Raw genomic sequence first — 26,158 nt, 5'->3', positions numbered from 1 at the left:
ATGCCTCAACCTTTGGCCGTGCGCTTGGTCTTCTTGGGATCGTCGAAGGGGAGCGGCTGCGCCGTCGCCTTGATCGAACCGCTTTTGTTGCGAATCTCGAGCTTGGTGTCCTTGACCGCGCAGTCGACGTCGAGCCGGGCGATGCCCATGGATTTCTTGACCAGCGGCGAATACATGGCGCAGGTCACCACGCCGACCTTCTTGCGGTCGCGATATACCGGCGCGCCCTCGTCGGCCGGCTCCTTGCCGTCGAGCAGAACGCCATAAATCTTGAAGCGTTCCTTGCCCTTGAGGCGGTAATGCTCCTCGGCACCACGGAAGCCAGTCTTGCCAGGGCTGACGGTGAAGTCGAGGCCGAGCTCCCACAGCGTGTCGCCGGGACCTTCGTTGTCGAAGGGGTATTTCTGCGAATTGTCGTAGGGATAGAACAAGAGGTAGCTCTCGACGCGCAGCATGTCGAGCGTGGTGAAGCGGCACGGAATGATGCCGGCGCTCTTGCCCTCGTCGAGAATCCTGTCCCAGATCGTGCCGGCATCCTGGCCACGGCAGAAGATCTCGTAGCCGCGCTCGCCGGTGTAGCCGGTGCGTGAAATCATCACCGGAAAGCCGAACAGCTGCGTCTGCATGTGATGGAAATAGTTGAGATCGCGAATAGCAGGCACATGCTTGGCCAGGTAATCGACAGCGGTCGGTCCCTGTAGCGACAGGTCATGCAGATTGTCATCGAAGCGCAAGGAGACGTCGCGCCCGACGGAAGCGCGCTGCAACTCCTCATGGCCGGTTCCGGAGCCATGCACGACCATCCAGGAATTCGGTCCGGTGCGGTAGAGGATGCAGTCGTCGGTGAACTTTCCCGCCTCGTTCAGCATGCAGGCATAGGCCGACTTGCCGGGATAGATCTTCTCGACGTCACGCGTGGTGGCCAGATCGATCAGGTGCGAGGCGTGTGGCCCGGTGATGTGGACCTTCTTGAGGCCCGAAACATCCATCAGCCCTGCCTTGGTGCGGATGGCGACGTACTCTTCGTCGGCGTCCTTGTCGTAGGTCCAGGCAGTCCCCATGCCGCTCCAGTCTTCGAGCTTCGAACCAAGGGCGCGATGGCGATCCGCCAGGGTCGAAAATCTCCAGGATGCCGTCATCCGCTCGTCCTCCGTTTCGAAAAAACGTTTGCTGTTCCCTGCCCCCTGCGCAGTGGCGGGGGCTTTGGCCGAATATTGACCGCAAACATTCGGGCGCCGCAATACCCATAAGCAATTAATTTCATTGTCAGGCAAAATCCGTCGCACGAAGCAAACGGTTAACCCAACGTAAAATCGGCTTGACAATTGCGGAAATCGGACGGAATTTATGAAAAAAATTTCACTCTCTTGAAAGAGGGCGACGCGCGGTGGATTCGGAACCGTGCGTCGGAAAAAGGGGAAAACCGATGTCAGACATGCAGCAGCGCATTGAAGCGCTGTACCGTTCCGACGTGCGCGGATCCGTGCTCCTGATCGTCTGCCTGTGGGCGACGATCCTCTTCGTCCTCCTCATGACGTGGCCATACATCCCCGATAGCGGCATCAAGGTCGTCGTCGCGATCGCGGCGGCCGCCGTGCTGATCTTCAACACGGCCGCCATCCTGGCGATGGTCAAGCACTACAAGGAAGACAAGGACTTCATCTACGGGCTCGACATCAAGAACGCCGACGCGTTCCGCAACCGCAAGTCCTGAAGGGGTAGAAGATATGTCGCGCTACAAACCGCCGGAGCAGAGCAAGGCCGGACAGATTTTCGATATCGTCGTCGTTGTCGTCGCCATCTTCGTCGCCCTGTGGCTGCCGCTGAAACTCGGGCTGGCGGGTGCGGCGAAATCGATCGACGCACTTGATACCAAGACCTGGGAGGCGCTCGGCCAGAACGCGACCATGGCCTCGATCTGGGAAAAGCTCGGCTACACGCCCGAGACCGCGCACGACATCATCCGGAACCGCTTCCACTATGTCATCGACTGGCCAACGCTGATCATCATGGCCGCGGTGCTTATCGGTTATTTCGTCTTCCTGTTCCGCGCCTCCGACCGCGAATATCGCGAAGTCATCAACGAAAAGTTCGACGACAAGTAAAAACTTTCCACGAACAATCGGGGGACGATCATGTGGATGGCACTCTCCTACGCATGCTGGGGCATCTCGATCGTGCTTGCCCTGTGGATGCTCTACGACTGGTTCAAGGTCGACACGACCTTCTCAGAAGAGGTGCTGACCTCGTCGCGCGAAGGCGAATTGGAAGCCGTTTCCGAAAAACACCGGATTTGAGTGGGGATTGAACAATGACGATCACACTTGAACCGGTAATCCACGGGGACAGGGTCTCACTGCTGCGCGTGCTCGGCCCGGCCCATGTCTGGGCGCTCGGAGTCGGCATCGTGCTGGTCGGCGAATTCACCGGCTGGAATTTCGCCGCCGACAAGGGCGGCGCACTCGCCGCGCTGATCGTCTGCTGGCTCGTCGGACTGCTCTACACCTCGGTCGCGATGATCGATTCCGAGGTGACATCGACCGTCGCCGCCGCCGGCGGCCAGTATGCGCAGGCAAAGCACATTGTCGGGCCGCTGATGGCCTTCAATGTCGCCCTGTTCCTGGTCTTTGCCTACACCATGCTCGAAGTGTCCGACGCCATCCTGCTCGGCGACACCATCGTCGCCAAGGCGGGGGTCGAAGGGCTCACCCACAATTCCTTCATCGCCGCCACCATCGTGGTGCTGGCATGGCTGAACTATCGCGGCGTGCTGATGACGCTCAACGTCAACTTCGTCATCACCGCAATCGCCTACATCTCGATCGTCATCCTGTTTTTCTCGGTCAGCCCGTGGACGCAGGGCGCCGTGCTGAAGCTCAACGAACTGGTCACACCCGACAACGCCCTGCCCTATGGCTGGATCGGCGTCATCGCCGCCTTCCAGTTCGGCATCTGGTACTATCTCGGCATCGAGGGCACGACGCAAGCGGCCGAGGAAGTGCGCTCGCCTGCGCGCTCGCTGCCCTACGGCACGATGGCCGGCATGATCACGCTTTTGATCGCCGCCGCCATGACCTGGTATGTCTGCGCCTCGATGATGCCGTGGGAATATCTGGGCATCACCTATTACCCGCTGTGGGACGCCGGCAAGCTGACCGGCAGCCCGTTGCTTGAGAACCTGTTGTTCATCGCGACGCTGCTTGCAGCACTTGCCTCCGCCAATGGCTGCATCAACGATGCGGCGCGCGCCTGGTTCTCGCTCGGCCGCGACCGCTACCTGCCGACATGGTTCTCGGCCGTGCATCCGAAATACCGCACGCCCTATCGCTCGATCCTGTTCCTGCTGCCGATCGCGCTGGCCTTCGCCTTCATCGCCGACCTCAACCAGGCGATCACCTTCTCGATCCTGTCGGGCGTGCTGCAATACACGTTCATGAGCATCAACATCGTCATGTTCAGGAAGAAATGGCCGCTCGGCTCGATCCGCCGCGGCTATACGCATCCGTTCCATCCTCTGCCGGCGATCGTGCTGTTCTGCCTGTGCGTGGTGACCTTCTTCGCCATCTTCCTCGGCTTCGGCTCACAGCTGATCGCCATGGTCGCCTTCTATTTCCTGATCTCGCTATGGTTCCATTTCTACCGCTACAAGTTCGTGCGGCGCGGCGATCAGTTCACCATGCCGTGGCCGAAGCCGCAGGGTTATTGATGGGAGTAGGCCCGTCCGTAACCTGGACGGGCCTGGCATGACAAAATGTCCGAGGTGACGTCAGCACTCTTTGCCGGGGCAATTGTCCTGGCCCTCGTCCTTCATCTTGCCTGGCTGGCGCGCGCCAGCCGCAACAGGGCATCAGTGGCGCTCGCCATCGACCATGCCAGCGTTCGTACCGTCATTGCCGACGCTGCCGATGTTTCGGACGGCACCGCTGGTGTCATCACATGGGAAGGTTCCTGGAAGGGCCGACGCGTCCAGGTGCGCACAATCGTCGACACGCTGGCAACACGAAAACTTCCGGCACGCTGGCTGAGCGTCTCGATCACCGAGCCCGTGTCGGTGCCCGGCACCTTCGACATGATGATGCGGCCGGGCTCGCCGACGACTTTCTCCAATTTCGATCATCTCGACCATACGCTGCCGAAGGCTCCGGGATTTCCAGCCGAGGCAGTGTTGCGCACCGACCGCAGGGGCGCGCGTTTTCCTCAAGGTATCATCGCCAGCCATGTCGAGATCTTCTCCGAAGGGCGCGCCAAGGAACTGCTGATCACACCCAAGGGCATACGCATCGTCTGGCTGCTGGCCGAGGCCGAGCGGGCACGCTACGGCGTGTTCCGGCAAGCCGAATTTGGGGATGCCACACTCGATCCAAAGCTGATCGAAAGACTGCTGGTGTCGGTGTCGGCACTTCGCGACGCCATCAACAAAAGCGATCGGCAGGCCGCATGACCAGTTCCGTCACTGTACCCGCCCCTCCCAACCCGTATCTGGTGCTCGGCGCGGCAATCGTGCTGCCGGCGAGCGGACACGTCATTCTGGGCGTGCCGGTGCGCGGCCTGCAATTTCTTTTCTTCATGGTGATCCTGGCATGGGTCACCGCCAAGATCGCACCGCCGGACGCCAGCTTCGTCGGCCGTCATGCCGGCGGCTTCCTGATTTATGCGTTGTCGATCCTCGACGCCTACAGGATAGCCCGCATCCGCACCGCCAAATGGGTTCACAAGCTCCGGCGAGACAATGATGGTGCGCAGAGCGGCATTGAGAAACATACGTAACTGGAGGAATATTTTTTTCATACGATTGAATTCAGGAGACTCATTCGGTACATCATCTCAGAGCTGCAAACACCGGGAGGCTGACATGTGTGGAATTGTCGGACTGTTTTTGAAGGACAAGTCGCTGGAACCCCAGCTTGGCTCGATGCTGTCGCAGATGCTGATCTCGCTCAGCGATCGGGGTCCGGACAGCGCCGGCATCGCCATCTATGGCGCGCCTTCCAGGAATGAGGCCAAGATCACCATCCAGTCGGCCAAGCCGGAACGCGATTTCCGCGGCCTCGAGGCCGAACTCGCCAAGGCCATCGGCACGCCGGTGACGATCACTGTCAAATCGACCCATGCGGTCCTCAGGACCACGCCTGCCAAGATCGACGAGGCGCGCGAAGCGATCCAGGCGCTGCGCCCCGACATCCGCATCATGGGCGCCGGCGACGTGGTCGAAATCTACAAGGAGGTCGGCCTGCCCGAGGCGGTGGTCGACCGCTTCGATGTCCGCAGCATGACCGGCACGCATGGCATCGGCCATACCCGCATGGCGACGGAATCGGCGGTGACGACGATGGGCGCGCATCCGTTCTCGACCGGGGCCGACCAGTGCCTGGTGCACAATGGTTCGCTGTCCAACCACAACAATGTCCGCCGCGAACTGATCCGCGAAGGCATGACCTTCGAGACCGAAAACGACACCGAGGTCGCGGCCGCCTATCTCTCCTCGCAGATGGCGCATGGCAAGAATCTCGGCGAAGCGCTGGAGGGCACGCTCTCCGACCTCGACGGCTTCTTCACCTTCGTCGTCGGCACCAAGAACGGCTTTGGCGTGGTGCGCGATCCGATCGCCTGCAAGCCCGCCGTGATGGCCGAGACCGACCAGTATGTCGCCTTCGGCTCGGAATATCGCGCGCTGACCAAACTGCCCGGCATAGACAATGCGAGGGTCTGGGAACCCGAGCCCGCAACCGTCTATTTCTGGGAGCATTGAGTTCATGCCGGCAACCAAGCTTTCAAAGACGGCGGCGCACGACCACGCTTCCCGGGTCTTCGACCTCGACCAGATGTCGTTGCGCGAGCTCAACCAGGCCCTGCACAATCTGGCGCCCGGCTCGAACGAGACGGCGTGGGAAGTGCTCAACCCGAAAGGCAACCATTCGGTCGCCGTCGGCGTCGATCAGCCTGTCACCATCGATGTGCGCGGCAGCGTCGGCTATTATTGCGGCGGCATGAATTCTGGCAGCGCCATCACCGTGCATGGCTCGGCCGGGCCCGGCGTCGGCGAGAACATGATGTCGGGTTCGATCACCGTGAAGGGCGATGCCAGCCAGTATGCCGGCGCCACCGGCAAGGGTGGCCTGCTGGTCATCGAAGGCAATGCCTCGTCGCGTTGCGGCATTTCGATGAAAGGCATCGACATCGTCGTGCACGGCAATATCGGCCACATGTCGGCCTTCATGGCGCAGTCCGGCAATCTGGTGGTGCTGGGCGATGCCGGCGATGCGCTGGGCGATTCCATCTACGAGGCGCGATTGTTCGTGCGCGGAAAGGTCGACAGCCTCGGTGCCGACTGCATCGCCAAAGAGATGCGGGCCGAACACCTGGAGTTGCTGCAAGGCCTGCTCGACCGTGCCGGCGTCACCGGCGTCAAGCCGTCGGACTTCAAACGCTACGGCTCGGCGCGCACGCTCTACAATTTCAATATCGACAACGCCGACGCGTATTGAGGCAGCATGACCTACAGGAACCCGCCGACGACGCCGCGCAAATCCGCGACCTTCGACGACTACACGCTTTCTGAAATCCGCCGCGCCGCGGCGACGGGGATCTACGATATCCGTGGCGCCGGCGCCAAGCGCAAGCTGCCGCATTTCGACGACCTGCTGTTCCTCGGCGCCTCGATTTCGCGCTATCCGCTGGAAGGCTATCGCGAGCGCTGCGACACCAGCGTCGTGCTGGGCTCGCGCCATGCCAAGAAGCCGATCGAACTCAAGATCCCGATCACCGTCGCCGGCATGAGCTTCGGCTCGCTGTCCGGTCCGGCCAAGGAAGCGCTCGGACGCGGCGCAACTCTGTCGGGCACCTCGACCACCACAGGCGATGGCGGCATGACCGAGGAAGAGCGCGGCCATTCGAAGACGCTGGTCTACCAATACCTGCCGTCGCGCTATGGCATGAACCTGCGCGACCTGCGCCGTGCCGATGCCATCGAAGTCGTCGTCGGCCAGGGCGCCAAGCCCGGCGGCGGCGGCATGCTGCTCGGCCAGAAGATCTCTGATCGTGTCGCTGAAATGCGCACGCTGCCGAAAGGCATCGACCAGCGCTCGGCCTCGCGCCACCCCGACTGGACCGGGCCCGACGATCTCGAGATCAAGATCCTCGAACTGCGCGAAATCACCGACTGGGAAAAGCCGATCTACGTCAAGGTCGGCGGCGCCCGCCCCTACTACGATACGGCGCTTGCCGTGAAAGCCGGCGCCGATGTCGTCGTCGTCGACGGCATGCAGGGGGGCACGGCGGCCACGCAGGAAGTGTTCATCGAAAACGTCGGCCAGCCGACGCTCGCCTGCATCAGGCCGGCGGTGCAGGCACTGCAGGATCTCGGCATGCACCGCAAGGTGCAGTTGATCGTCTCCGGCGGCATCCGCAACGGCGCCGATGTCGCCAAGGCATTGGCGCTGGGCGTCGATGCGGTCTCGATCGGCACGGCTGCCCTTGTCGCGCTCGGCGACAACGATCCGCGCTGGGAGGCCGAGTACAACGAGCTCGGCACTACGGCGGGCGCCTATGACGACTGGCACGAGGGCCGCGACCCGGCCGGCATCACCACGCAGGACCCGGAACTGATGAAGCGCGTCGACCCGGTCGCCGCCGGGCGCCGGCTGGCAAACTACCTCAAGGTGATGACACTGGAAGCTCAGACTATCGCCCGCGCGTGCGGCAAGAACAGCCTGCACAATCTCGAACCCGAGGACCTCGTCGCGCTGACGATCGAGGCAGCCGCCATGGCCGGCGTGCCGCTGGCCGGCACCAACTGGATACCGGGGAAGAACGGCTTCTGATCAACGAAGGGCCGAAGCCCACACGCTCTGGGGCCACCAATCGACAAAAAAATGGGGAACTTCCGTGACAGCTGATCTTGCAGAATTCGCAAGGGCGAAAAACGTCAAATATTTCATGATTTCCTACACCGACCTGTTCGGTGGCCAGCGTGCCAAGCTGGTGCCGGCGCAGGCCATCGCCGACATGCAGAAGGACGGCGCCGGCTTTGCCGGGTTCGCCACATGGCTCGATCTGACCCCGGCCCATCCCGATATGCTGGCGGTGCCGGACCCGAATTCGGTGATCCAGCTGCCGTGGAAGCCGGAAGTCGCGTGGGTCGCCGCCAACTGCATCATGGACGACAAGGAGGTCGACCAGGCGCCGCGCAACACGCTGAAGCGGCTGATCGCCGAGGCGGCCAGCGACGGCATGCACGTCAAGACCGGCGTCGAGGCCGAGTTCTTCCTGATCTCGCCGGACGGCAAGACGATTTCCGACGAATACGACACGGCGTCGAAGCCCTGCTACGACCAGCAGGCGGTGATGCGCCGCTACGATGTCATCGCCGAGATCTGCGACCATATGTTGGCGCTCGGCTGGGGCGCCTACCAGAACGACCATGAGGATGCCAACGGCCAGTTCGAGATGAACTGGGCGTTCGACGACGCGCTGGCGACGGCCGACAAGCATTCCTTCTTCAAATTCATGGTCAAGTCGATCGCGGAAAAGCATGGCCTGCGCGCGACATTCATGCCGAAACCTTTCCAGGGCCTGACCGGCAATGGCTGCCATGCGCATATCTCGGTGTGGGACAAGGCCGGCAAGACCAACGTCTTTGCCGACAATGCGATGGAACTCGGCCTGTCGGCCAAGGGCAAGAATTTCCTCGGCGGCATCATGAAGCATGCATCCGCGCTTGCCGCGATCACCAACCCGACGGTCAATTCCTACAAGCGCATCAACGCACCGCGCACCATTTCGGGCGCGACCTGGGCGCCGAACACGGTGACCTGGACCGGCAACAACCGCACCCACATGGTGCGCGTGCCCGGCCCCGGCCGCTTCGAACTGCGCCTGCCCGACGGCGCGGCCAACCCCTATCTGCTGCAGGCGGTCATCATCGCCGCCGGCCTCGACGGCATCCGCTCGAAGGCCGATCCCGGCAAGCGCTACGACATCGACATGTACCAGCACGGCCATACGGTGAAGGGCGCGCCGAAGCTGCCGCTCAACCTGCTCGACGCGTTGCGCGAGTTCGACAAGGACAAATCGCTGAAGGCGGCGCTGGGTGAGGAATTCTCGTCGGCCTATCTAAAGCTGAAGCACCAGGAATGGAATTCCTATGCTTCGCACTTCACGCAATGGGAGCGCGACCACACGCTGGATATCTAACTCTCAGCGAATGCGAGCGACCTCGGAATGAACTGATGAAATACTCGATCTTCTCGCTCGCCCGCGCGGCCCTGTCCGGCCACAAGAACTGGCAGCGCACCTGGCGCGACGCCACGCCGAAGGATCGCTACGACGTGGTGATCATCGGCGGTGGCGGCCATGGCCTGGCGACCGCCTGGTTCCTCGCCAGCGAGTACGGCATCAGGAATGTCGCCGTGCTGGAAAAGGGCTGGATCGGCTCCGGCAATGCCGGTCGCAACACCACCATCATCCGCTCCAATTACGGCCTGCCCGGCAACACCGGCTTCTACGAATTGTCGATGAAGCTGTGGGAGCGAATGGAGCAGGACCTCAACTACAACACGATGGTCAGCCAGCGCGGCGTCATCAACCTCTACCATTCCGACGCACAGCGCGACGCCTATGCGCGGCGCGGCAACACCATGCGCATCAATGGCATCGATGCCGAACTGCTCGACCTCGCCGCGGTCAAGAAGATGATCCCGTTCCTGAACTTCGACAATGCGCGCTTTCCTGTGCAAGGCGGGCTCTTGCAGCGGCGTGGCGGCACGGCGCGCCACGATGCCGTGGTCTGGGGCTATGCCCATGCGGCGAGCGCGCTCGGCGTCGACATCATCCAGAACTGCGAGGTGACCGGCTTTACCCGCGACGCCAACGGCAAGGTGACCGGCGTCGAGACCTCGCGCGGCAAGATCAGCGCCGGCAAGGTCGGCATGGCGGTCGCCGGCAGTTCGTCGCGAGTCGCGGCGATGGCGGGCCTGCGCCTGCCGATCGAAAGCCATGTGCTGCAGGCCTTCGTCTCCGAAGCGATCAAGCCGCTGATCCCCGGTGTCATGACCTTCGGTGCCGGCCATTTCTACGTCAGCCAGTCGGACAAGGGCGGGCTGGTCTTCGGCGGCGACATCGACGGCTACAATTCCTACGCCCAGCGCGGCAACATGCCTGTGATGGAGGATGTCTGCGAGGGCGGCATGGCGCTGATGCCGATGATCGGCCGTGTGCGCCTGCTGCGCCAGTGGGGCGGCATCATGGACATGTCGATGGACGGATCGCCGATCATCGACAAGACGCCAGTCGACGGGCTCTACCTCAACGCCGGCTGGTGCTATGGCGGCTTCAAGGCGACGCCGGGATCAGGCTTTGTCTTTGCCCACCTGCTGGCCCGCGATCAATCGCACGAGGAAGCCGTGCGGTTCCGCCTCGACCGCTTCCGGACTGGCGCGATGATCGACGAAAAGGGCCAGGGCGCCCAACCGAACCTGCACTGAGGACGGACGGAACCATGCGCATTGTCTGTCCCTTCTGCGGCGAACGCGAACTCGGCGAATTCACCTATCTGGGCGACGCCAAACCGGTGCGGCCGGCGGCCGGCGCCTCGGAAGACGAGGTCTTCGACTACGTCTATCTGCGCGACAATGTCGCCGGCGAGACCAGTGAATACTGGTACCATGGCGGCGGCTGCCGGACCTGGCTGAAGATCGCCCGCAACACGCTGACGCACGAGATTTCTTCGGTTGAGCCGGCGGCGGGTGCCGGTGCCGCAAAGGTTGGTGCGTGATGGCCGGCGGACAGACCAACCGGCTGGACAGTGGCGGCCTCATCGACCGCTCTGCGCCGCTGAATTTTCGTTTCGACGGCAAGACTTTCTCAGGCTTCCAGGGCGACACGCTCGCCTCGGCGCTGATCGCCAATGGCGTCAAGCTTGTCGGCCGCTCGTTCAAATACCATCGCCCGCGCGGCATCCTGACTGCTGGCTCGGAAGAGCCGAACGCGCTGGTCGAATTGCGTACCGGTGCGCGGCGCGAACCGAACACCAAGGCGACCACGGCCGAGCTCTATGAAGGGCTAGAGGCCGCCAGCCAGAACCGCTGGCCATCGCTGCGCCACGATGTGATGTCGGTCAACCAGCTGTTCGCGCCGATCTTCGTCGCCGGCTTCTACTACAAGACCTTCATGTGGCCGGCGAAATTCTGGGAAGCGGTCTACGAACCGGCGATCCGCCGTGCCGCCGGACTTGGCCGCGCCGCGGGCGTCGCCGATCCCGACCATTACGACAAAGCGTGGGCCCATTGCGATGTGCTGGTCGCCGGCTCGGGCCCGGCCGGACTGGCCGCGGCCTTGGCAGCCGGACGCTCGGGGGCCCGTGTCATCCTGTGCGAGGAGGATTTTTCGCCGGGCGGGCGTCTTTTGTCGGATGGCGGCACGATCGAAGGCCTGCCGGCAGCCGAATGGCTTTCACGGACGCTGGCCGAACTGGCGACGCTGCCAGACGTCCGCATCATGACCCGTACGACGCTGTTCGGCGTCTATGACGGCGGCACCTATGGCGCGATCGAGCGGGTCAACGACCATCTGCCCTCGCCGCCGGAGCATCAGGTGCGCCAGCGGCTGTGGCGGATCGTGGCCAGGCGCTGCGTGGTCGCGGCCGGCGCCATCGAACGGCCGATCGTCTTTGCCGGCAACGACACGCCTAGCGTGATGATGGCTTCCGCCATGCGGACCTATGTCGCGCGCTATGCGGCAACGCCGGCCAAACGCATCGCGCTGTTCACCAACAATGAGGATGGTTGGCGCACGGTCGAGATCGCACTCGGCGCCGGGTTGCAGATCGCGGCGGTCATCGACGCGCGGCCTGACGTATCGCCCGCCCATCGTTCGCTGGCGTCCAAGGGTGGCTTCCCGGTGCTGCACGGCTCGGTCAGTGGGGTCGATGGCGGCAAGGATGGCGTCAAAAAGATCGCTGTGTCACTCACCGGTGGCGCGCGCGCCGAGGTCGAGGCTGACGGGCTGGCCGTTTCCGGCGGCTGGAACCCGGCTGTCGGGCTGACCTCCTATCATCGCGGCCGGCCGAAATGGCTGGATGACATCGCCGCCTTCGTGCCGGATGGCGCGCCTCCCGGAATGGTGGCCGTGGGCGCCGCCAACGGCGCCTTCGGGCTCGGCGCCTGCCTGGCTCAAGGCTTTGCCGCGGGTAGCGCAGCCGCGCATGACGCCGGGCACAGCGGCAAGGCAGGCACGGCCCCTGTCGCCGACGACGAGGCGTTCTCGCTCACGCCGCTCTGGCACGTTGCCGGCAAGGGCAAGGCCTTCGTCGATTACCAGCACGACGTCACCGCCTCCGACATCGAACTGGCGCAGCGCGAAGGCTTTGAATCGGTCGAGCATCTGAAGCGCTACACGACGCTCGGCATGGCGACCGACCAGGGCAAGACCTCCAATGTCGCCGGTCTCGCCATCATGGCCGCGGTCAGCGGCCGGTCCATTCCCGAGACCGGCACGACGATCTACCGTCCTCCTTACGTGCCGGTCGCGATCGGCGCCTTTGCCGGCCATCACCGCGACGAGACGTTCCATGCGACGCGGCTGACGCCGTCGCATCATTGGGCCGCCGAACAGGGCGCTGTCTTCGTCGACACCGGACTGTGGAAGCGCGCGCAATGGTATCCGCGCGCCGGCGAGAAGGACTGGCTGGAATCGGTAACCCGCGAGGTCAGCGCGGTGCGCGGCGGCGTCGGCTTCTGCGATGTCTCGACGCTCGGCAAGATCGACGTGCACGGTGCGGATGCCGGCGCTTTCCTCGACCGCGTCTATATCAACACCTTCTCCAATCTCGCCGTCGGCAAGGCCCGCTACGGGCTGATGCTGCGCGAGGACGGTATGGTCTATGACGACGGCACCACGTCGCGGCTGGCCGAGGATCATTATTTCCTGACCACTACGACGGCCAAGGCCGGACTGGTGATGCAGCATCTCGAATTCTGCCGGCAGGTGCTGTTTCCCGAACTCGACGTGCAACTGACTTCGGTCTCGGACCAGTGGGCACAATTCTCGATCGCCGGGCCGAAGACCCGTGACCTGCTCAAGGAGATTGTCGATCCGGCGGAAGACCTTTCCAATGAAGGTTTCCCGTTCATGGGCGCGCGCGAAGTCCGCTTGCGCGGCGGCATCAAGGCGCGGCTGTTCCGCATCTCGTTCTCCGGCGAGATGGCGTTCGAGATTTCGGTGCCGGCACGCTTCGGCGATGCCATGGCGCGCAATCTGATGCTGGCCGGTGCGCCATTCGGCGTCACGCCTTACGGCACCGAGGCGCTCGGCGTCATGCGCGTCGAAAAGGGTCACATCGCCGGACCGGAACTGAGCGGTACGACGACGGCGGCGGATCTTGGTCTCGGCAAGATGATGTCGACCAAAAAGGATTTCATTGGCCGCGTCATGGCCGGGCGCGAGGCGCTGGTTGCACCGGACCGTCAGGTCGTGGTCGGCATCAAGCCGGTGGACAAGGCGCGCAGGCTGCGCTCCGGCGCGCATATCATTCCGAAGGGGCAGACACCTGGCCCGGGCAACGACCAGGGCTATGTCACCTCGGTCTGCTTCTCGCCGACATCAGACCAATGGATCGGGCTCGGCCTGGTCGAGCGCGGCCGCGAACGCATGGGCGAGATCGTCCATGCGCATGATCCGCTGCGCGGCGAGGACTATGACGTCGAACTGTGCAATCCTGTCTTCTACGATCCGGATGGAGGGCGCCAGCGTGGCTGAGTTTTCCTGGGTTTCCCGCAGTCCGCTCGAGCATGCGCTTGCCCCAGGCGCGCATGGCGCACGCGGCGTCGAAGCCGGCGTCTCGCTGACCGAAATCCGCAATTTCGACCTGATCCAGGTGATGGCGCGGCGCGGCAAAGCGGCCGAACTGGCGCGGGTGGCCAACGGCCGTTTCGGCGTGGCGACTCCCAATGCGCCCACGGTGGTACAGGCTCAAGACGCCACGCTGATCTGGTCCGGGCCGGATCAGTTCTTCGTCCTGTCTAAGGGCGGCAAGCACACGATGGACACGCTGGCGCCGGCATTGTCCGGCCCTGCCTCACTGTCCGACCAGTCGCATGCGCGCGCCCTGGTCCGCATTTCCGGGGCCAGGGCCCGCACCATGCTGGCCAAGCTGTCGTCGATTGACCTGCACCCGTCGGCATTCCCGATTGGCGCTGCCGCCGCAACTTCTATCGATCACACCAGCGTCACTCTCTGGCGCGGCGGCGATCGGCCGGATGGGCAGGCCGTGTTCAACCTGCTGGTGTTTTCGACCTTCGCCGGAAGCCTGTGGCACACGATGCTCGACGCGGCGGCTGAGTACGGCGTGACGATCGCGCATTCGGAGGAGTTGGCGTAGCGCGGAACAGACAAGAAGGGCCACGTTCGCTTGCCAAATCCGGACTTGCCGCCTATTCTTCCTGCTAAAATAATTTCACACACAGGCAAACTTGTTTCTCGAACCGATGTCTCGAAACACAAGGCTGAGATGACCCAGTCGCCCTACCCTGCCGTCGCTGCCGGACCACCACGGCCGAGCCTCATCCTGAGGCCCGGCCAGATCGCGCTGCCGCCGGGCATGGAGCGCTATACCATCCAGGGCAACGGCGCCGTTCTCATCGAAGTCGAAGCCGGCGATACACTGGCGGTTCGCAATGTCGAAGGCGGCCAGGCCTGCGAGCTGCTGGCGTGGGACAGGAGCGGCGTGACCGACCCCGGCATTTTTGGCGAAACATCGAACAGCAATGCGGCCGGCATCAAGGCGCTTTTGGCCGAGGGTGACGACAGTCTTGGCGCGTTGCGGCGCGGGCTTGCGCGGCGGCAGGTGCAGTTGGATCAGGCCAAGGCAGTGCGTGTTTTCGGCGGCGCTACGCCGGCCGGTACGGAACAGGCTTTCACCGTTGCACGCGACGGCGCGATGGTCATTGCCGCGCCCGGCGGGCCGATGCTGGTCGATGGCCACGACACAGCGACGCCGCTCAGCGTCATCGTCCGGCGCGCCACGATCCGTCCTGCGGCGAAGTCGCAATTGGCTGACCCGCTCGCCGATCCGGTGCTTGACCTGCGCGTCCACTCGGCGACGGCGGAATCCTACTTCGTCAAGGCCGGCGACTATCTGCAGATCATCGACGTCGACGGGCGCCAATGCACCGACTTCCAGTGCTTTTCGGCTCGCAAGCTGGACAAGGGCCGCGACCATCCGCTCGACGTGACGACGACCCGCACGTTGATGGGCGCGAGCTATCCGATGCCCGGCCTTCATTCGAAATACTACGACCAAGACATGGAGCCATTGGTCGAGGTGGTGCAGGACACGTGCGGCCGGCACGATGCCTTCGCGCTCGCCTGCGCGGCCAAATACTACGACGACATCGGCTATCCCGGCCACACCAACTGCTCCGAGAATTTCAATCGCGCGCTGTCGGATAAGGGTGTCACGCCACGTGCCGGCTGGATGGCGATCAACTTCTTCTTCAATACGGCGATCGACGCGCATGGCGTCATGGTGTCGGACGAGCCGTGGTCGCGGCCGGGCGACTATGTGCTGCTCAAGGCGCTGACCGACATCGTCTGCGTTTCCTCGGCCTGCCCCGACGACACGACGCCGGCCAATGGCTGGAACCTGACGGACATCCATGTGCGGACCTATTCCGGCCAGCACAAATTTTCGCGAGCGATCGCCAGACGCATGACGCCTGATTCGGAACCGAAAATGACCCGCGAGACCTCCTTTCATTCGAGCTTTGCCAAGCACACCCGCAACTTCGTCGAGTACAGGGGCTACTGGCTGGCCAATTCCTTCGCCAGGCAAGGCCCCATCGACGAATACTGGGCGTGCCGGCAGGATGCCGTGATCATGGACCTGTCGCCGCTGCGCAAGTTCGAGGTCACCGGGCCGGATTCGGAGGCGCTGCTGCAATACACGCTGACGCGCGACGTCAAGAAGCTTGGCGTCGGCCAGGTCGTGTATTCCGCCATGTGCTATGAGCATGGTGGCATGATCGATGACGGCACGCTGCTGCGGCTCAGCAAGGACAATTTCCGCTGGGTCGGCGGCGACGATCTGTCCGGCGAGTGGCTGCGCGAAACAGCGAGAAAGCTCGGCCTCAACGTCCTGGTCCGCTCGTCGACCGACCAGATGCACAATATCGCCGTGCAGGGCCCGAAAAGCCGCGACATCCTGAGGGAGGTTATCTGGACCTCACCGCTGCAGCCGTCGATCGACGAGCTCGAATGGTTCCGTTTCGCCGTCGCCCGCATCGGTGGCGGCAACGGCATCCCGGTCGTCGTCTCGCGCACCGGCTACACCGGCGAGCTTGGCTACGAGATCTGGTGCCATCCGCGTGACGCCGAAAAAGTGTTCGATGCGATCTGGGAGGCCGGCCAGCCGCACGGGCTGAAGCCGATGGGGCTGCAGGCGCTCGACATGGTGCGCATCGAGGCCGGACTGATCTTCGCCGGCTACGAATTTTCGGACCAGACCGACCCGTTCGAGGCCGGCATCGGCTTCACCGTGCCGTTGAAGAGCAAGACCGACGACTTCATCGGCCGCGACGCGCTGATCCGGCGCAAGGAAAACCCGCAGACAAAACTGGTCGGCCTCGACATCGACGCCAATGTCGATGTCGGCCATGGCGATTGCGTGCATGTCGGCCGCGCCCAGATCGGCGTGGTCACGTCAGGCATGCGCTCGCCGGTGCTGAACAAGACCATCGCGCTGGCGCGGCTCGACGTCACCCACGCTGCGATCGGCACCGAGGTCGAGATCGGCAAGCTCGACGGCCATGCCAAGCGCCTGCCGGCGCGGGTCGTCGCCTTTGCGCATTACGATCCGCAGAAGACCAAACCGCGCTCCTGACCGCGCTTCACTCACAAGACAGTGAGAGCCGCGCCGGCAGTCTGAGCGATCGCCCGTGGCCAGGCGGTAGTGGGTCAATTGGAGGAAGCCAAGAAGCCAATGGTGCGGCCCAAAAGGCGTCTTGGAGAATAGCGCGGCATTGGACATTTTATTTCGTCATGCTAATTCAGTTAGATGTTTTTTCTGATCTTGTCTTTTGTAGCAGTCGCCATCCCGTATGGCCTCGAACGACTCTATTTTGCGAGAAAATTTGGGTTCTTTGCAGTTCTATTCTGGCTGTCTATCTTTCAATATAGCGTTTTGTTCGGCAGTGAAATCATCCTCGAAGATCACCTAGGCCAATCGTTGCCCAATTGGGTTACAACACTGGGCTTTGCGATTGGAGCATTCGCCTACATGACGATTGGCATGACGTCTTTCGCTGCCGTCGTAGCCGCATTGGGATTCGGGACAGTGATCGCTGCCAGTTGGTTCTTGAGAAAGCTAGGGGAAATTTCAAACATGGGGTAATCGCGGGAGCGAGTCGCCCTAAGGCGGGAAGCGCTCACATGATTGCAGAGCGGGTGGTTGTTCCCCGATAGGATGGAAGTGCGGGCTCACGACTGGACGCCGGGCCCAAGCATCGAACGGAGAACAACCATGAGCGAATATATCGGTCTCGACGTGTCGTTGAAAGAGACGGCGATTTCTGTGCGGCGTGGCGGCAAAAGGATCTGGCGCGGCAAATGTCCCTCTGATCCGAGCTTGGTCGCGGACGTTCTCCGCAAGCGGGCGCCAGCGGCCAAGCGGGTGGTGTTCGAGACCGGACCCTTGTCGGTGTGGTTCTATCATGCCTTGAGCGCCGAAGGACTTCCGGCGATCTGCATCGACGCCCGGCATGCTAAGGCCGCGCTGGACATGGCACCGAACAAAACGGACGCCAACGATGCCGACGGCTTGGCGCATCTGGCCGAGGTCGGCTTCTACCGCGAGGTGCGGGTGAAGGGCTATGACAGCATGCTGAGCCGCACGCTGGTGGCCGCGCGGAGCCGGCTGGTTAAGATCACGACCGAGCTCTCCAACCAGATCCGCGGGCTCATGAAGACGTTCGGGCTGATCATTCCGCGAAGCAAGGGCGGCAAGTTCGAAGCCGACGTCCGGCGCCTGCTGGCCGATCAGGAAGAGCTTGGCCGGATTGTCCTGCCACTTCTCGAAGCTTGGCTCAGCATGCGCGCCCGCGCTGCTGAACTCGGACAGCAGCTCGTCGCCAACGCCCGGCACAATGACGCATGCCAGCTATTGATGTCGATCCCCGGCGTCGGCACCATCACTGCGACTTCATTCATCGGTGCCATCGAGGATCCATCGAATTTCAAGACATCGCGCGCTGTCGGCGCGTGGCTGGGCTTGACAACCCGACGCTATCAATCCGGCGAAGTCGATTATGATGGTCATATCTCGCGGCGTGGGGATCCTCATCTGAGAGGGCTTCTCTATGAGGCCGCAGTCGTGATCCTGACGCGCAGCCGGGCTGACAGCAGTCTGCGCACATGGGGGTTGAAGCTGCGTGACAAGATCGGCTTCAAGCGGGCAGCTGTCGCTGTCGCCCGCAAGCTCGCTGTCATCATGCATGCGATGCTGAAATCCGGTGAGTTGTTCAATCGGGAAGAAGCCGCCATGGCCTGATCCATAAGGAAGTTCGAATGCGCCTACCCGAGGCGTAACGAGACGTCCCTGCCAGGACGTGGGCCGAGCCATTCCGCTGTGTCAGTTGCATCGTTGGCGTCACAACGCTCGCGATTGCGTTTCAAACCTTGGAAGGCTCCATCCCTCGCGAAGCCCATCATGCGGCGGCTTCATGTCGACCGCGAAGACGACCGTGCTCCCGGCAAACGACACCTCAATACAAATTTGGGCTTGCATTTTGGTCTGCGAGACGACTGACCCACTACCCGATCGACAAGTGCCGGCAGTTGTGCTATTGGTTTGGGGATGGTGCTGATTTGCGCCGTGACCCGCTTCAGGCGGGTTTTTTCATTTCAGGCCTCTGGTCCTTTCGAACAATTCCCCCCGCAGCAGTGCGAAGCTGACATGTTTCGCAAGCGTGATGTGTATGGTTTCACAAAACGCTTGACGCGAAAGCGCGCCGGATCAATCTTCACTGCTAAGAAAAAAATGCGACTGAGTGGAAACACCGGCAGCCGCCCAACGCATGCGTCGATGACGAAGCCTCGCGAAGTCGCGGCCGTCACGGACGGGGAACATCAAAAAGGGGAACCCACACACATGAGCACGATAAGCACTACGCTGGAGCCGCTTGCCGAGAGCAAGCTGCACCGGAATATCGACTGGCGCGGCGCCTTCTGGGTGGCCAGCGGCGTCCCTGCCCTCGTCCTGTTCTCGATCGGCGGCATCGCCGGTACGACCGGCACGCTGGCCTTCGCGATCTGGATCGCCTCCATGATCATGGGCTTCCTGCAATCCTTCACCTATGCCGAGATCGCCGGCCTGTTCCCGAACAAATCGGGCGGCGCCTCGATCTATGGCGCCACTGCCTGGCTGCGCTATTCCAAGTTCATCGCGCCGCTGTCGGTGTGGTGCAACTGGTTCGCCTGGTCGCCGGTGCTGTCGCTCGGCTGCTCGATCGCCGCCGCCTATATCCTCAACGCGCTGGCGCCGGTGCCGCTGTTCACCGAAACCTCGCCCGATGTCGTCGCCTATATCGCGGCCCATGCCGGCACGAGTGCCGCCGATGCGATCACGGCGGTGACCGCTGCCGCGACGCCGGCGATCCGCAACTGGACGCTCTACAGCCACACGCTTGGCCCGGTCTCCTTCACTTTCAATGCCACCTTCTTCATCGGCGCGGTGCTGATGCTGATCATCTTCTCGATCCAGCATCGCGGCATTCTGGGCACCGCCAATGTGCAGAAATATATCGGCCTGCTGGTCATCATCCCGATGCTGATCGTCGGCGTCGTGCCGATTTTCACCGGCCAGATCAACTGGGCGAATTTTTCGCCGCTGGTGCCGCTGGCGGCCGCCTACGCGCCGGAGCCCGGCGCCTGGAACATCGCCGGCTGGACGCTCGTGCTCGGCGGCATGTTCATCGCCGCCTGGTCGACCTACGGTTTCGAGACCGCCGTCTGCTACACCTCCGAATTCAAGAACCCCGGCACCGACACGTTCAAGGCCATCTTCTATTCCGGCCTGCTCTGCATGCTGCTGTTCATCCTGGTGCCGTTCACCTTCCAGGGCGTGCTCGGCTTGAACGGAATGCTGGCCACCCCGATCGTCGACGGCTCCGGTGTCGCCGATGCGCTGGCCGGGATGGTCGGTGGCGGAGCGCTGATCCACAGCCTGCTGGTGATGCTGATGATCCTGGCTCTGGTGCTGTGCATCATGACGGCGATGGCGGGTTCTTCGCGCACGCTCTACCAGGGCTCGGTCGACGGCTGGTTGCCGCGCTATCTCAGCCACGTCAACGAGCATGGCGCACCGACACGGGCCATGTGGACCGACCTTTGCTTCAACCTGATCGTGCTGGCCATCGCCTCGGCCGACGCGACGAGCTTCTTCTTCATCCTCGCCGTGTCGAACTGCGGCTACATCATCTTCAACTTCCTCAACCTCAACGCCGGCTGGATCCATCGCATCGACAACGGCCATATCGCGCGGCCATGGAAGGCGCCGAGCTGGCTGCTCGGGGTCGGCGCCATCTTCGCCTATGTCAACGCGATCTTCATGGGCGCCGGCGCCAAGGTCTGGAACCCGATGGCACTGTGGGCCGGACTAATCACTGCGGCCTTGATCATCCCGGTGTTCTGTTTCCGCCACTACATCCAGGACGGCGGCAAGTTCCCCGACCATATGCTGGCCGACCTCGGCATGAGTTCGTCCGATCTGGCGGTCAAGAAGGCGGGCATGCTGCCCTACCTGACACTGGTCGCGGGCGTGGTGGTGATGCTGCTCGCCAACTGGTATTTCGTCATCTGACCTCGGAAATGAAAGGGATCGGGCGCGCTTCGGCGCGCCCGATCCTTTTCGGCTGGCGTAGTCGATCTATTCGGCGGCCAGCGCCAGTTGTGGCTTCTCGGCTTCCGGGATCAGGTCCAGATCGTCGATCCGCCCCTCCACCCCGTGCTTCTTGGGCTCGCGGCCGAAGAACAGGGCGTAGCCCGCCGGCAGCACCAGGATGGTCAGCACGGTGGCAACCAGGATGCCGCCCATCATCGCGTAGGCGAGCGGCCCCCAGAACACGGCCCGCGAGATCGGGATCAGCGCCAGCACCGCCGTCAAGGCGGTCAGCGTGATCGGCCGGAAACGGCGCACGGCCGAGCCGATGATCGCTTCTGATCGCTCCATGCCCGCCGCTATGTCCTGGTCGATCTGGTCCACCAGGATGATAGAGTTGCGCATGATGATGCCGAGCAGCGCGATGACGCCGAGGATGGCGACGAAGCCGAACGGCGCACCGCTGATCAGAAGGGCCGCGGCAGCACCGATGATGCCGAGCGGGCCGGTCGCCAGCACCAGCATCGCCTTGCCGAAATTCTGCAGCTGGATCATCAGGAGCACGACGATGATGGCCAGCATGATCGGCGCCTTGGCGGCGATCGAAGCCTGGCTTTCGGCCGAATCCTCGGCACCGCCCTGGATCTCGATCTTGTAGCCAGGTGCCAGCCCATCGCGCAGACCCTGCATGTCCTTGTACAACTTGGTGACGACATCGTTGGACTGCACGCCGTCGGGCAGCGTTGCCCGCACGCTGATGGTGGGCAAGCGGTTACGCCGCCATTCGATGCCTTGCTCGAGCACCGGCACCACCTTGGCGACCTGCGACAGAGGCACGAAGCCGCCGAAATCGGTCGGGATATAGACGGAGTCGACCGAGGACAGCAGGCTGCGGCTGGCATCCGGCTCGCGGGCGACGATGGACACTGTCTCCTCGCCGTCGCGGAAGTCGTCGAGCGGCGCGCCGGACATGGTCGCCTGCAGCATCTGGCGGATGCGCTGCGAGGTCACGCCAAGCGCACGGGCGCGATCCTGGTCTATGACCAGCTTCATCGCCGGCACCGGCTCGAGCCAATCGTCATGGACGGCGCCAAGCAGCGGATCTTCGCGGAACTTGGCCTTCACCTGGTCCGCGATGCGGCGCACCTCCTGGCGGTCCGGGCCCATGACACGCATCTGCACCGGCCAGCCGGTCGGCGGGCCGAGGAACAGGCGGTCGACCTTGGCGCGGATCGACGGGAAGTCCTCAGCCAGGACGGTGCGCAGCTTGACGATCAACCGTTCGCGGGCCGGCTCGTCATTGGCCATCACCAGAAGCTGGGCGAAGTTCGGATTGCTCAGCTGCTGGTCGAGCGGCAGGAAGAAGCGCGGCGCGCCTTCGCCGATATAGGTGGCGATGAAACGCTTGTCCTTGTCGTCCATCATCTTGGCTTCAAGCGCCTTGGCCTGCACCTCGACTTCCTTGATGCTGGTGCCCTCCGGCAGCCAGAGATCGACGAGGATTTCCGGCCGCGACGATTGCGGGAAGAAGTTCTGCGGGATGAACTGGAATGCCCACAGGCTGGTGCCGAAGGTCACCAGGGTCATGACAAGCACGATGACGCGGTGGCGCACGGCCCAGCCGACGGTCGAGCGCAGCCGGCGATAAAAGCGCGTGTCGAAGACGTCGTGATGGCTGCCAGCATGCTTGCGCTGCTTGAGGATCATGTAGCCGAGCCACGGCGTGAAATAGACCGCGACGAACCACGAGACGATCAACGCGATGCCGACGACATAAAACAGCGTGCGCACATATTCGCCGGCCGTCGAGGCGGCGAAGCCGACCGGAATGAAGCCGGCGGTGGTGATGAGCGTGCCGGTCAGCATCGGGAAGGCGGTCGAGGAATAGGCGAAGCTCGCCGCCTCGATCTTGACCAGCCCCTCCTCCAGCTTGCGCTCCATCATCTCGACAACGATCATGGCGTCGTCGACGAGCAGGCCGAGCGCGATGATCAGCGCGCCGAGCGAGATGCGCTGCAGGTCGATGCCGAGTTCATACATGATGGCGAAAGTGGCAGCCAGCACCAGTGGAATGGCGATGGCGATGACCAGGCCGGAACGCCAGCCGATCGACAGGAACGAGACGACGAGCACGATCAGCAGCGCTTCGCCGAGCGCATGCATGAATTCGGCGACTGCATCGGTGACGACGCCCGGCTGGTCGGAGATCTGGTCGACCGAAACGCCATAGGGCAGCGCCTCCTCAAAGCGCTTGTAGGTCGCCTCGACCTCCTTGCCGACATCGGTGACCTTGAAGCCCTTGGCCATGACGACGCCAAGCTGCACGCTGTCATGACCGTTGAAGCGGTATTTGCGCTGGAAAGGATCTTCCAGCCCCGACGTCACCGTGGCGATGTCGCCGAGCCGGGTGACCTGGCCGCCGGCGCGCAAGCGCAGGTTGCGGATATCCTCGACCTTGCTGACGTCGCCCTCGACCGAAATGCGCACCGAGTTGGTGCCGGTGTCGACGGAGCCGGCCGGGTCGACATTGTTCTGTCCCTTGATCGCGTTCTGCAGATCGGTCAGCGTCAGGCCGCGTTCGGAGAGCGCCTTGGAGGAGATGTCGATATAGAGCTTTTCCGGTTGGTCGCCGATGATGACGGCCTTCTCGACGCCGGGCGTGGTCAAAAGCATGTCGCGCGCCTGGATGGCGAACTTCTTCAGCTCGGGATAGCTGAAGCCATCGCCACTGATCGAATGCAGCGTGATGAAGGTGTCGCCGAATTCATCGTTGAAATACGGTCCGAGCAGGCCTTGCGGCAGATCGCCAGCAATATCGCCGACCTTCTTGCGTACCTGATAGAAGGCGTCCGCCACCTCGGCGGCGTTGGTGTCGCCCTTGATCTGGACCGTGATGATGGCACTGCCGGCGCGCGTGAACGAGCGCACGAAATCGAGGTGCGGCGTTTCCTGCAGCTTGCGTTCGATCTTGTTGACGACCTGGTCTTCCATCTCCTGGATCGAGGAGCCGGGCCAGATCGCCTGGACGACCATCACGCGGAAGGTGAAATCGGGATCTTCCTTCTGGCCCATGCGCATTAGGCCGAGCGCACCGGCAATGATGATCAGGCCGAACAAGAACCGGGCAATGGAGGGATGGCCGATTGCCCAGCGCGACAGGTTGAAGGGCCGCTTCTCGTCCGTGGAATTGGTCATCGATGCAGGTCCATCTATTTAGCGCAACAAGATCGCGGTTCGGTGGTGGCTTCCGGGCGGCAAGGCTCTCCGAGCGGAGAACACTCATCGCGGTTGGGGACGCGAAAATTGATGCGCGGGGGGTCGCATCAGTCGAGCGCCTCGGTTCGAGCGTTTGCCGCCCGGAAACCAGCGGCTGCGGGAACGCGCAGCCGGTGTCTGTCGTCAGCGCACCTGCCTGGTGTCGCTGTCATCGCCGGCCGCGGAAGCAGATTGCAGCACCGTGTCGCCGGCAAGTTTCACTTTCAGGTTCTCGGTCATGAACTGCGTGCCGGCAGCGACCACGACATCGCCGGGCTGCAAACCTTCGGCGACCCGCACGCCATCGGCGGCGAACTTGGCGACCTTGACCGGGCGGGCGTGGACGGTGTCGGCGCCGCGATCGACGGTCCAGACGATCGACTGGCTGTCTTGCTTGGCCAGCGCGCTCAGCGGGATCGAAACGAGCTGCCGCTCATTGGCCGCCGATGCTTCGATGCTGGCGGTCATGCCGAGCAGCACGCGCGGATCGTTGGGCAGGCTGACGCGAACGGCAAAGGTGCGCGACTGCGGATCGGCGCTGCCGGCGACTTCGCGGACCTTGCCCTCGAGCGTGAGTGCATCGTCGGACCAGAAGCCCGCCTTTACGATCTTGCCCGGCTTGAACTCGGCGATTTCCATTTCCGGAACCGCGATCAGCACTTCCTTTTCGCCGTCGACCGCGACGGTGACAACCGGCGTGCCGGAGCCAACCACCTGGCCGACATCGGCGCTGACTGCGGTGACGATGCCGTCCCTGTCGGCCTTGAGGTCGGTGTAGCCGGCCTGGTTCTTGGCCTGGTCGAGCGACGAGCGAGCGGAATCGCGGGTGGCGACCGCCTGGTCATAGCTCAGCGTCGCCTGTTCGAGCTGCGATTTCGGTGCAAAATTCTTGGCAAAAAGCTGCTCGGCGCGCTTGCGGGCAAGCTCGACCGTCTCGACCTGCCGCTCGGCGGCATCAACCGCTGCCTGAGCGCTTTTGACGGAAAGGTCGTAATCGATGGGATCGATGCGGGCGAGCACATCGCCTGAAGCCACATGCTGACCGATGTCGACAAGGCGCTCCGTGATCTTGCCGTTGACCCGGAACGCCAGGGCGCTTTCGGTGCGGGCACGCACCGACCCGGAATAGGAGAGCGTGCGGGTGTCATGCGCCTGGGCGATCTCGACGACCTTGACCGGGCGGATGATGTCCTTGACCTCGGCTTTCTCCTGCGAGCAGCCGGCTAGCCCGAGCGTCGCCACGATCAGGCCGGCGACCGGCAGCTTGCGAAGGATGGAACGGGACAAAGACATCTTGCTACTCCGACTGGAGATGAATGGTCGACACCGACACCTGCGTGCGGCGCTATTTCAAGGCCTTGATTGCATAGTCGATGAGGTCGTCGGGCATCGCCCTATTGGTCTTGGCCAGACACTGCGCGACCATCTGCGGATGGCACAGGATGACGGTGGCGGCGCCGAAGCAGCGCGACGCGATCACCGGATCCTGTTCCCTGAACTCACCGGCCTCGATGCCATCGCGGATGACTTCCGCGAACAGATCGTGGATGCTGTCGACGTGCTTGTCGATGACGCCCCAATCCCGTTCGAGCGCAACGATGACCATTTCATGGACCTTCTGCTCGTCGAGCATGACTTCCATCGTCATCTTGTACTGGGCATGCACGTAGCGCCGAAGCCGCTCCTCCGCGCTGATCGGCAGGTGGCAAATCTCGTAGGCCATCTTGTAGCTGGCACCGAGCATCCTGCCGCAGACGGCCTGGTGGATTTCGACCTTGGTGGCGAAGAAGCGGTAGATATTGGCCGGCGACATGCCGAGTTCACGGGCGATGTCGGCGACATTGGTCTTGCCGTAACCGTAGTGCCGGAACAGGCGCTCGGCGCAGTCGAGAATGCGCGTCACATTCTCCTGTCGGGCGACGTCGGCGGCGACTATGTTGGCGGCTTCGGACATGGCTCTTTTTGTTTACGACTGACGAATTTCAATTTTCGTCAGTCGTAAATCGAAATGGCCGACCTGTCAACGCGAAATCGGTG

At 63.0% G+C, this 26,158-nt stretch carries 22 protein-coding genes; 18 read left to right on the top strand and 4 right to left on the bottom strand.

The window, feature by feature from the left end; translation table 11 throughout:
* Nucleotides 1–5: 5 nt before the first annotated feature.
* Nucleotides 6–1,139 carry an aminomethyl transferase family protein gene (locus tag CGZ66_RS22750; RefSeq protein ID WP_095088230.1) on the bottom strand — a complete coding sequence of 378 codons (1,134 nt, stop codon included), beginning with the start codon at nucleotides 1,137–1,139 and terminating at the stop codon, nucleotides 6–8.
* A gap of 287 nt (nucleotides 1,140–1,426) precedes the next feature.
* Between CGZ66_RS22750 and CGZ66_RS22745 the strand changes: the two genes are divergently transcribed.
* The 18 genes from CGZ66_RS22745 to CGZ66_RS22660 all read left to right on the top strand — a co-directional run bounded on the left by CGZ66_RS22745 (nucleotide 1,427) and on the right by CGZ66_RS22660 (nucleotide 20,848).
* Nucleotides 1,427–1,714 (top strand): hypothetical protein, encoded by a 288-nt coding sequence (locus CGZ66_RS22745; RefSeq protein ID WP_095088227.1) that lies wholly within the window; start codon nucleotides 1,427–1,429, stop codon nucleotides 1,712–1,714.
* Nucleotides 1,715–1,727: 13 nt separating this feature from the next.
* Nucleotides 1,728–2,105: a hypothetical protein gene (locus CGZ66_RS22740; protein ID WP_095088224.1), complete on the top strand. Its 378-nt coding sequence runs from the start codon at nucleotides 1,728–1,730 to the stop codon at nucleotides 2,103–2,105.
* Between the two features lie 30 nt (nucleotides 2,106–2,135).
* Nucleotides 2,136–2,297 (top strand): hypothetical protein, encoded by a 162-nt coding sequence (locus tag CGZ66_RS22735; protein WP_095088222.1) that lies wholly within the window; start codon nucleotides 2,136–2,138, stop codon nucleotides 2,295–2,297.
* Nucleotides 2,298–2,311: 14 nt separating this feature from the next.
* The gene (locus CGZ66_RS22730; RefSeq protein WP_095088220.1) at nucleotides 2,312–3,706 is read left to right on the top strand and encodes an APC family permease; all 1,395 of its coding nucleotides are present in this window, start codon (nucleotides 2,312–2,314) and stop codon (nucleotides 3,704–3,706) included.
* Between the two features lie 45 nt (nucleotides 3,707–3,751).
* Nucleotides 3,752–4,441: a hypothetical protein gene (locus CGZ66_RS22725; RefSeq protein ID WP_167392219.1), complete on the top strand. Its 690-nt coding sequence runs from the start codon at nucleotides 3,752–3,754 to the stop codon at nucleotides 4,439–4,441.
* The gene (locus CGZ66_RS22720; RefSeq protein ID WP_095088217.1) at nucleotides 4,438–4,767 is read left to right on the top strand and encodes a hypothetical protein; all 330 of its coding nucleotides are present in this window, start codon (nucleotides 4,438–4,440) and stop codon (nucleotides 4,765–4,767) included. The genes CGZ66_RS22725 and CGZ66_RS22720 overlap by 4 nt, the downstream gene beginning before the upstream one ends.
* Nucleotides 4,768–4,852: 85 nt before the next feature.
* Nucleotides 4,853–5,749: a class II glutamine amidotransferase gene (locus tag CGZ66_RS22715; RefSeq protein WP_095088215.1), complete on the top strand. Its 897-nt coding sequence runs from the start codon at nucleotides 4,853–4,855 to the stop codon at nucleotides 5,747–5,749.
* Between the two features lie 4 nt (nucleotides 5,750–5,753).
* Nucleotides 5,754–6,485 carry a GltB/FmdC/FwdC-like GXGXG domain-containing protein gene (locus CGZ66_RS22710; RefSeq protein WP_095088211.1) on the top strand — a complete coding sequence of 244 codons (732 nt, stop codon included), beginning with the start codon at nucleotides 5,754–5,756 and terminating at the stop codon, nucleotides 6,483–6,485.
* A gap of 6 nt (nucleotides 6,486–6,491) precedes the next feature.
* Entirely contained in the window at nucleotides 6,492–7,820 is a 1,329-nt protein-coding gene (locus CGZ66_RS22705) for an FMN-binding glutamate synthase family protein (RefSeq protein ID WP_027023053.1), read from the top strand.
* Nucleotides 7,821–7,884: 64 nt separating this feature from the next.
* Nucleotides 7,885–9,192 (top strand): type III glutamate--ammonia ligase, encoded by a 1,308-nt coding sequence (glnT, locus tag CGZ66_RS22700; RefSeq protein WP_095088209.1) that lies wholly within the window; start codon nucleotides 7,885–7,887, stop codon nucleotides 9,190–9,192.
* Between the two features lie 35 nt (nucleotides 9,193–9,227).
* Entirely contained in the window at nucleotides 9,228–10,481 is a 1,254-nt protein-coding gene (locus CGZ66_RS22695; protein WP_095088207.1) for a sarcosine oxidase subunit beta family protein, read from the top strand.
* A 14-nt stretch (nucleotides 10,482–10,495) separates the two neighbouring features.
* Nucleotides 10,496–10,771 (top strand): sarcosine oxidase subunit delta, encoded by a 276-nt coding sequence (locus CGZ66_RS22690; RefSeq protein WP_095088205.1) that lies wholly within the window; start codon nucleotides 10,496–10,498, stop codon nucleotides 10,769–10,771.
* Nucleotides 10,771–13,752, top strand: a complete 2,982-nt coding sequence (locus tag CGZ66_RS22685; RefSeq protein WP_095088203.1) for a sarcosine oxidase subunit alpha — start codon at nucleotides 10,771–10,773, stop codon at nucleotides 13,750–13,752. The genes CGZ66_RS22690 and CGZ66_RS22685 overlap by 1 nt, the downstream gene beginning before the upstream one ends.
* Nucleotides 13,745–14,374, top strand: coding sequence for a sarcosine oxidase subunit gamma (locus CGZ66_RS22680; protein ID WP_095088263.1), 630 nt, complete (start codon nucleotides 13,745–13,747; stop codon nucleotides 14,372–14,374). The genes CGZ66_RS22685 and CGZ66_RS22680 overlap by 8 nt, the downstream gene beginning before the upstream one ends.
* A 129-nt stretch (nucleotides 14,375–14,503) precedes the next feature.
* Nucleotides 14,504–16,873 (top strand): trimethylamine N-oxide demethylase, encoded by a 2,370-nt coding sequence (locus tag CGZ66_RS22675; protein ID WP_095088200.1) that lies wholly within the window; start codon nucleotides 14,504–14,506, stop codon nucleotides 16,871–16,873.
* 174 nt (nucleotides 16,874–17,047) lie between these two features.
* A complete protein-coding gene (locus tag CGZ66_RS22670; protein WP_095088198.1) occupies nucleotides 17,048–17,383 on the top strand; it encodes a hypothetical protein in 336 nt (111 codons plus the stop codon).
* A 129-nt stretch (nucleotides 17,384–17,512) separates the two neighbouring features.
* Nucleotides 17,513–18,538 (top strand): IS110 family RNA-guided transposase, encoded by a 1,026-nt coding sequence (locus tag CGZ66_RS22665; protein ID WP_095081136.1) that lies wholly within the window; start codon nucleotides 17,513–17,515, stop codon nucleotides 18,536–18,538.
* Between the two features lie 600 nt (nucleotides 18,539–19,138).
* Nucleotides 19,139–20,848: a trimethylamine N-oxide permease gene (locus CGZ66_RS22660; protein WP_095088261.1), complete on the top strand. Its 1,710-nt coding sequence runs from the start codon at nucleotides 19,139–19,141 to the stop codon at nucleotides 20,846–20,848.
* Between the two features lie 66 nt (nucleotides 20,849–20,914).
* On the opposite strand, the gene CGZ66_RS22655 is transcribed toward CGZ66_RS22660, so the two are convergent.
* From CGZ66_RS22655 to CGZ66_RS22645, 3 genes are all read right to left on the bottom strand, one after another.
* On the bottom strand, nucleotides 20,915–24,061 hold the full coding sequence (locus CGZ66_RS22655) for an efflux RND transporter permease subunit (protein ID WP_095088196.1): 3,147 nt from the start codon (nucleotides 24,059–24,061) through the stop codon (nucleotides 20,915–20,917).
* A gap of 204 nt (nucleotides 24,062–24,265) precedes the next feature.
* The gene (locus CGZ66_RS22650; protein WP_095088194.1) at nucleotides 24,266–25,414 is read right to left on the bottom strand and encodes an efflux RND transporter periplasmic adaptor subunit; all 1,149 of its coding nucleotides are present in this window, start codon (nucleotides 25,412–25,414) and stop codon (nucleotides 24,266–24,268) included.
* Nucleotides 25,415–25,466: 52 nt separating this feature from the next.
* Nucleotides 25,467–26,075, bottom strand: a complete 609-nt coding sequence (locus CGZ66_RS22645) for a TetR/AcrR family transcriptional regulator (RefSeq protein WP_095088192.1) — start codon at nucleotides 26,073–26,075, stop codon at nucleotides 25,467–25,469.
* Nucleotides 26,076–26,158 lie beyond the last annotated feature (83 nt).

The organism is Mesorhizobium sophorae (assembly GCF_002270415.1).
In the GTDB taxonomy this organism is placed as follows: domain Bacteria; phylum Pseudomonadota; class Alphaproteobacteria; order Rhizobiales; family Rhizobiaceae; genus Mesorhizobium; species Mesorhizobium sophorae.
This window is presented reverse-complemented; position numbering and strand designations above follow the sequence as displayed.